The organism is Streptomyces deserti, assembly GCF_054782695.1.
Genome location: NZ_BAAGRZ010000005.1, coordinates 319,911 through 326,566, shown reverse-complemented (window position 1 = coordinate 326,566; position 6,656 = coordinate 319,911). Strand labels below are relative to the sequence as shown.

The 6,656-nt window shown below is 70.3% G+C and carries 3 protein-coding genes and 1 pseudogene; all 4 read left to right on the top strand.

Annotated features, from left to right (window positions below):
• Positions 1-481 (top strand): annotated as a pseudogene (locus ACYVMZ_RS13570) (alpha-1,4-glucan--maltose-1-phosphate maltosyltransferase); the annotation flags it as partial.
• Complete coding sequence (gene treS, locus ACYVMZ_RS13565; RefSeq protein WP_461079100.1) at positions 478-2,178, top strand: maltose alpha-D-glucosyltransferase; 1,701 nt, start codon at positions 478-480, stop codon at positions 2,176-2,178. The pseudogene ACYVMZ_RS13570 and the gene treS, both read left to right, overlap by 4 nt.
• Before the next feature lie 155 nt (positions 2,179-2,333).
• The gene (locus ACYVMZ_RS13560; RefSeq protein ID WP_461079098.1) at positions 2,334-3,824 is read left to right on the top strand and encodes a maltokinase N-terminal cap-like domain-containing protein; all 1,491 of its coding nucleotides are present in this window, start codon (positions 2,334-2,336) and stop codon (positions 3,822-3,824) included.
• On the top strand, positions 3,821-6,592 hold the full coding sequence (gene glgB, locus ACYVMZ_RS13555; protein WP_461079096.1) for a 1,4-alpha-glucan branching enzyme: 2,772 nt from the start codon (positions 3,821-3,823) through the stop codon (positions 6,590-6,592). The genes ACYVMZ_RS13560 and glgB overlap by 4 nt, the downstream gene beginning before the upstream one ends.
• Positions 6,593-6,656: the final 64 nt, after the last annotated feature.

Here is a 6,656-nt window from a genome sequence, read left to right as displayed (position 1 = left end):
GTGCGAGAACACCCCGCTCAGGGAAGGCAGCGAGGAATACCTCGACTCGGAGAAGTACCAGCTGCGGCACCGCGACTGGGAGGCGGCCGAGCGCGAGCGCCGCACCATCACCCCCCTGATCACCCGGCTCAACACCATCCGTAGCCGGAACCCCGCCCTGCAGCAGCTGCGCGACCTGCACTTCCACCATGTGGACAAGGAAGCGGTGATCGCGTACTCGAAGCGGAAGGGCTCGAACACGGTTCTGGTGGTCGCCAACCTCGACCCTCACCACACCCAGGAGGCCACGGTCTCGTTGGACATGCCGCAACTCGGCCTGGACTGGCACGAGTCGGTGCCGGTGCGCGACGAGCTCACCGGCGAGACCTATCACTGGGGCAGGGCCAACTATGTGCGCCTCGAACCGGGCCATAGGCCCGCGCATGTCTTCACGGTTCTGCGACCGTCCACCCCGCAGATCGGAGGGTCACCCACAAAATGATCGTCAACGAGCCCGTTCAGGACACCTTCGAGGACACGCCTGCCAAGGACCGGGACCCGGACTGGTTCAAGCGCGCCGTCTTCTACGAGGTCCTCGTCCGCTCCTTCCAGGACAGCAACGGCGACGGCGTCGGCGACCTCAAAGGTCTGACCGCCAAGCTCGACTACCTGCAGTGGCTGGGGGTCGACTGCCTGTGGCTGCCGCCCTTCTTCAAGTCCCCGCTGCGGGACGGCGGCTACGACGTCTCCGACTACACCGCCGTCCTGCCCGAGTTCGGCGACCTCGCCGACTTCGTGGAGTTCGTCGACGCCGCCCACCAGCGCGGCATGCGCGTGATCATCGACTTCGTCATGAACCACACCAGCGACCAGCACCCGTGGTTCCAGGAGTCGAGAAACAATCCCGACGGGCCGTACGGCGACTACTACGTGTGGGCCGACGACGACAAGCAGTACCAGGACGCCCGGATCATCTTCGTCGACACCGAGGTCTCCAACTGGACGTACGACCCGGTGCGCAAGCAGTACTACTGGCACCGCTTCTTCTCGCACCAGCCGGATCTGAACTACGAGAACCCGGCCGTGCAGGAGGAGATGATCTCCGCGCTGAAGTTCTGGCTGGACCTGGGCATCGACGGGTTCCGGCTGGACGCGGTGCCGTACCTGTACCAGCAGGAGGGCACCAACTGCGAAAACCTTCCGGCCACGCACGCCTTCCTGAAGCGGGTGCGCAAGGAGATCGACGCCCAGTACCCCGACAAGGTGCTGCTGGCGGAGGCCAACCAGTGGCCCGAGGACGTCGTCGACTACTTCGGCGACTACCAGGCCGGCGGCGACGAGTGCCACATGGCGTTCCACTTCCCGGTCATGCCGCGCATCTTCATGGCCGTACGGCGCGAGTCGCGCTACCCGGTCTCCGAGATCCTCGCCAAGACCCCGGCCATCCCCTCGGGCTGCCAGTGGGGCATCTTCCTGCGCAACCACGACGAGCTCACGCTCGAGATGGTCACCGACGAAGAGCGCGACTACATGTGGGCGGAGTACGCCAAGGACCCGCGCATGCGCGCCAACATCGGCATCCGGCGGCGCCTGGCGCCGCTGCTGGACAACGACCGCAACCAGATCGAGCTGTTCACCGCCCTGCTGCTCTCCCTGCCGGGCTCGCCGATCATCTACTACGGCGACGAGATCGGCATGGGCGACAACATCTGGCTCGGCGACCGCGACGCGGTGCGCACGCCGATGCAGTGGACGCCGGACCGCAACGCGGGCTTCTCGTCGTGTGATCCGGGGCGGCTGTTCCTGCCGACGATCATGGACCCGGTCTACGGCTACCAGGTCACCAACGTCGAGGCCGCCATGGCCTCGCCGTCCAGCCTGCTGCACTGGACCCGCCGCATGATCGAGATCCGCAAGCAGAACGTGGCCTTCGGCCTCGGCTCGTACACCGAACTGCCGTCCTCCAACCCGGCGGTGCTGGCCTTCCTGCGGGAGTACGAGGACGACCTCGTACTGTGCGTGAACAACTTCTCACGCTTCGCGCAGCCCACCGAGCTGGATCTGAGCGCGTTCGAGGGCCGGCATCCGGTCGAGCTGTTCGGTGGGGTCCGCTTCCCGGCCATCGGTGAACTGCCGTACCTGCTGACCCTCGCAGGCCACGGCTTCTACTGGTTCCGGCTCCGCAAGGACGCCGCGTAAGGCCTGGACGAGGCCTCGGCAAAGGCCTGGACGGCGCCGGATCCGCGTCAGATCCGCACGGCAGGCCGCAAACCCCGTGGCGGGGCGTTTCTCCCGCCCCGCCCGGGGCACGCATGAGTAACACCCCGCCCACCCCGGGGAAAGGACGCGACGCCATGTCGGAAGCCGTCACACGCACCGTCACGACCCCTCCCGGCCTCCTTGCGTCACTGGATCCGCTGTTGCGGGAGTGGCTGCCGCGGCAGCGCTGGTTCGCGGGGAAGGGACGTCCGGTCACCGGGTTCACCCTGGTCGCGGCCACCGAGCTGCTGCCGGCCACGGCCAAAATGGGCCTCTACCACCTGCTCGTGCGCGCCCATCAGCCGCTCGTCCCGGGCCATGGTGCCGGTGAGCACCCGGGCGACTGCTACCAGCTGCTGATAGGCGTGCGCGAGGCGCTGCCGCCCCGGCTGGCGCCCGCGCTGATCGGACACGTGACCAACGGGCCCCTGGCCGGACGGACGGTCTACGAGGCCCTGCACGACCCCCGGCCCGCCGAGCTGCTCCTGGAGGCCCTGCGCACCCAGGCCCGTATCGGCGGGCTGCGTTTCGAACGGGACCGGAACCAGGAGATCCGCGCCGGTCTGGTGCCGCGCCTGGTGACCGCCGAGCAGTCGAACTCGTCGGTCGTCTATGGCGATACGTTCATTCTGAAGCTGATGCGCCGCGTGGTGCCCGGGATCAACCCGGACCTGGAACTGCCGCTGGCGCTGGCCCGCGAGGGCTGCCCGAGGGTGCCGCCGCCGACGGCCTGGATGGTGGCGGACGTCGAATGGACCTCCGGTGCGGCGGGCGCCCTGGGCTCGGCGGACTACGCCGACGAGCCGTATGTGCTGGGCGTGCTCCAGCCGTTTGTGCAGGGCGCGGCCGACGGCTGGGAGCTGGCGCTGCGCGAGCTGGCCAAGGGTGAGGACTTCGCCGCCGAGGCGCGGGCTCTCGGGCGTGCCACGGCCGAGGTGCACACCGCGCTGGCCCGCGCGCTGCCGACGGTCACGCTCGGGCACGTCCAGCTGGAGCAGACGGTCGCCGGCATGATCGAGCGGCTGGAGGCGGCCGCACAGGCGGTGCCCGCGCTGCGGCCGTACGCGCCCGGGCTGCACTCGGCGTTCACGGCGCTGGGCGATCTGGCCGCCGAGGGCCGTACCTGGACCGCGCAGCGCATCCACGGCGACCTGCACCTCGGGCAGTGCCTGCGCTCGCCGGCCGGCGAGTGGTGGCTGATCGACTTCGAGGGCGAACCCGCCCGGCCGCTGGCCGAGCGGCGGATGGCGCAGCCGGCGATGAAGGACGTCGCCGGCATGCTGCGGTCGTTCGACTACGCGGCGCGTTCGGCCGATCCGCCGCAGCCGGACTGGGCGAAGACGTGCCGGGCCGCGTTCTGCTCCGGGTACGCGCAGGCCGCCGGCCACGACCCGCGTACCGACCCCGTGCTGCTGCGCGCCTACGAGACGGACAAGGCGATCTACGAGGTGGTGTACGAGGCCCGGCACCGCCCCGACTGGCTGCCGGTGCCGATGGCCGCCGTGCACCGGCTGGCCTCGGCCGACCCGACCACCTCCCGACCACCTGAGACACCCGCACCTTCGCCGAGGAGGCCCCGCCCGTGACCCCCCGCCCCGAGTCCAGTGGTTCGCAGCCGAAGAAGACGGCCGAGGCCACCGGCGTCGAGCAGCCGACGGCCGCGCAGAAGAAGGCCGCCGCGAAGAAGGCGGCGGTGCCGGAGCAGACGACCGCCAAGAAGGCCGCCGCGAAGAAGACGACCACCAAGAAGGCCGCCGCGAAGAAGGCGGCCGTCCCGGAGCAGACGACCGCGAAGAAGGCGGCTGCCAAGAAGACCGCCGCGCAGAAATCGGCGGTCCCCGGGCAGGCGAGGGCCAGGAAGACCGCCGCGAAGAACGTGGCGGCGGCCGAGGAGGCGGCGGCGAAGGCCCTGGCCAAGAAGGCGACGACGCAGAAGGCGACCGCCAAGAAGACGACAGCCAAGAAGACCACGGCGACGAAGACGACCGCCGAGAAGGCCACGGCGACGAAGGCCACGGCAGCGAAGGCGACGGCGGCGAAGGCTGCCAAGACCACGGCTGCCAAGACCACGACGAAGAAGGCCGTGGCGAAGAAGACGACAGCCAAGAAGGCCCCGGCCAGGAAGCTCGCCCCCGTCGCGGCCGCCCCGCCGGAGGCGGAGGTCGCCGTCTCCCCCGCCGTCGACGCCGCCGACCGGGAGCGGCTGCTCAGCGGCACGCACCACGACCCGCACACCGTGCTCGGCGCCCACCTGGTGCCCGGCGGGGTCGCCTTCCGGGCGTTCCGGCCGTACGCCCTGTCGGTGACCGTCGTCGCCGGGGAGCTGCGGGCCGAGCTGCACGACGACGGGGAGGGCTTCTTCTCCGGTCTGGTGCCGCTGCAGGAGGTACCCGAGTACCGGCTGCTCGTCGAGTACGAGGGGACGGTCCAGGACATCGAGGACGCCTACGGCTTCCTGCCCACGCTGGGCGAGTTCGACCTGCACCTGATCGGCGAGGGCCGGCACGAGGAGCTGTGGAAGGCGCTGGGCGCGCATCCGATGACCCACCAGGGTGTGGTCGGCACCCGGTTCTCGGTGTGGGCGCCGAACGCGCGGGGCGTGCGGGTGGCCGGCACCTTCAACTTCTGGGACGGCACCGGCTTCCCCATGCGGTCGCTGGGCTCGTCGGGGGTGTGGGAGCTGTTCGTGCCGGGCATCGGCGAGGGCGAGCTGTACAAGTTCGAGATCACCCGCCCCGACGGCTCCAAGACCCTGCGCGCCGACCCGCTGGCCCGCCGTACCGAGGAACCGCCCGCCACGTCGTCGGTCATCACGTCCTCCGCCTACGAGTGGGGCGACGAGGAGTGGCTGGCCCAGCGCGCGGAAGCCCCCGCGCACAAGGCGCCGTTCTCCATCTACGAGGTCCACCTGCCGTCCTGGCGGCCAGGTCTGACGTACCGTCAGCTCGCCGAGCAGCTCCCCGCGTACGTCAAGGACCTGGGCTTCACCCACGTCGAGCTGATGCCCATCGCGGAGCACCCCTTCGGCGGCTCCTGGGGCTACCAGGTCACCGGCTTCTACGCCCCGACGGCCCGGCTCGGCACCCCCGACGACTTCCGGTACCTGGTGGACTCACTCCACCAGGCGGGCATCGGCGTCCTGATGGACTGGGTGCCGGCGCACTTCCCGCGCGACGACTGGGCGCTCGCCGAGTTCGACGGCCGTCCCCTGTACGAGCACGAGGACCCGCTGCGCTCCGCGCACCCCGACTGGGGCACGCTGGAGTTCGACTACGGCCGCAACGAGGTGCGCAACTTCCTGGTCGCCAACGCCCTGTACTGGTGCGAGGAGTTCCACATCGACGGCCTGCGGGTCGACGCGGTGGCGTCCATGCTCTACCTGGACTACTCGCGCGAGCCGGGCCAGTGGGTGCCGAACCAGTACGGCGGGCGGGAGAACCTGGACGCGGTGGCGTTCCTGCAGGAGATGAACGCGACCGTGTACCGGCGGGTGCCGGGCGTCGTGACCATCGCGGAGGAGTCGACCGCCTGGGACGGTGTCACCCGCGCCACCCACCACAAGGGCCCGAGCGGCTTCGGCGGCCTCGGGTTCGGGCTGAAGTGGAACATGGGCTGGATGCACGACTCGCTGCAGTACATGTCCCACGAGCCGATCCACCGCCAGTACCACCACCACGAGATGACCTTCTCGATGGTGTACGCCTACAGCGAGAACTACGTGCTGCCGATCTCGCACGACGAGGTCGTCCACGGCAAGAAGTCCCTGGTGTCGAAGATGCCGGGCGACTGGTGGCAGCAGCGCGCCAACCACCGCGCCTACCTGGCCTTCATGTGGGCCCACCCCGGCAAACAGCTGCTGTTCATGGGTCAGGAGTTCGCCCAGGGCGCCGAGTGGTCCGAGGCGCACGGCCCCGACTGGTGGCTGCTGGACCCGAACTACGGCGCCGAACCCGACCACCGGGGCGTTCGCGACCTGGTCCGCGACCTCAACACCGTCTACCTGCACACCCCCGCCCTGTGGCAGCGGGACACGGAACCGTCCGGCTTCCAGTGGGTGGTCGGGGACGCCGCCGAGGACAACGTCTTCGCGTTCCTGAGGTTCGACGCCGACGGCACCCCGCTGCTCGCGGTCTCGCACTTCTCGCCGGTCGTCCGCCACGACTACCGCCTCGGCGTTCCCGAGGACGTCCCCGCCTGGCAGGAGGCCCTCAACACCGACGCCGGCCGCTACGGCGGCAGCGACGTCACCAACCCGGCCGTCATCAAGCCGGAACCCCAGGGCTGGCACGGCCGCCCGGCGAGCATCCGGCTCACTCTGCCGCCGCTGGCGACGGTGTGGCTGCGCCCGGCGTAGGGCCTGTCGCGAGGCCGACGCGCGTCCCTGGAGGCGGCAGCCCCCAGGGACGCGGGCCTGCGGG

What these genes read in the sequence shown, in the direction of transcription:
- treS (WP_461079100.1), top strand. Translation starts at nt 478, where the DNA reads ATGATCGTCAACGAGCCCGTTCAGGACACCTTCGAGGACACGCCTGCC.
- ACYVMZ_RS13560 (WP_461079098.1), top strand. Translation starts at nt 2,334, where the DNA reads ATGTCGGAAGCCGTCACACGCACCGTCACGACCCCTCCCGGCCTCCTT.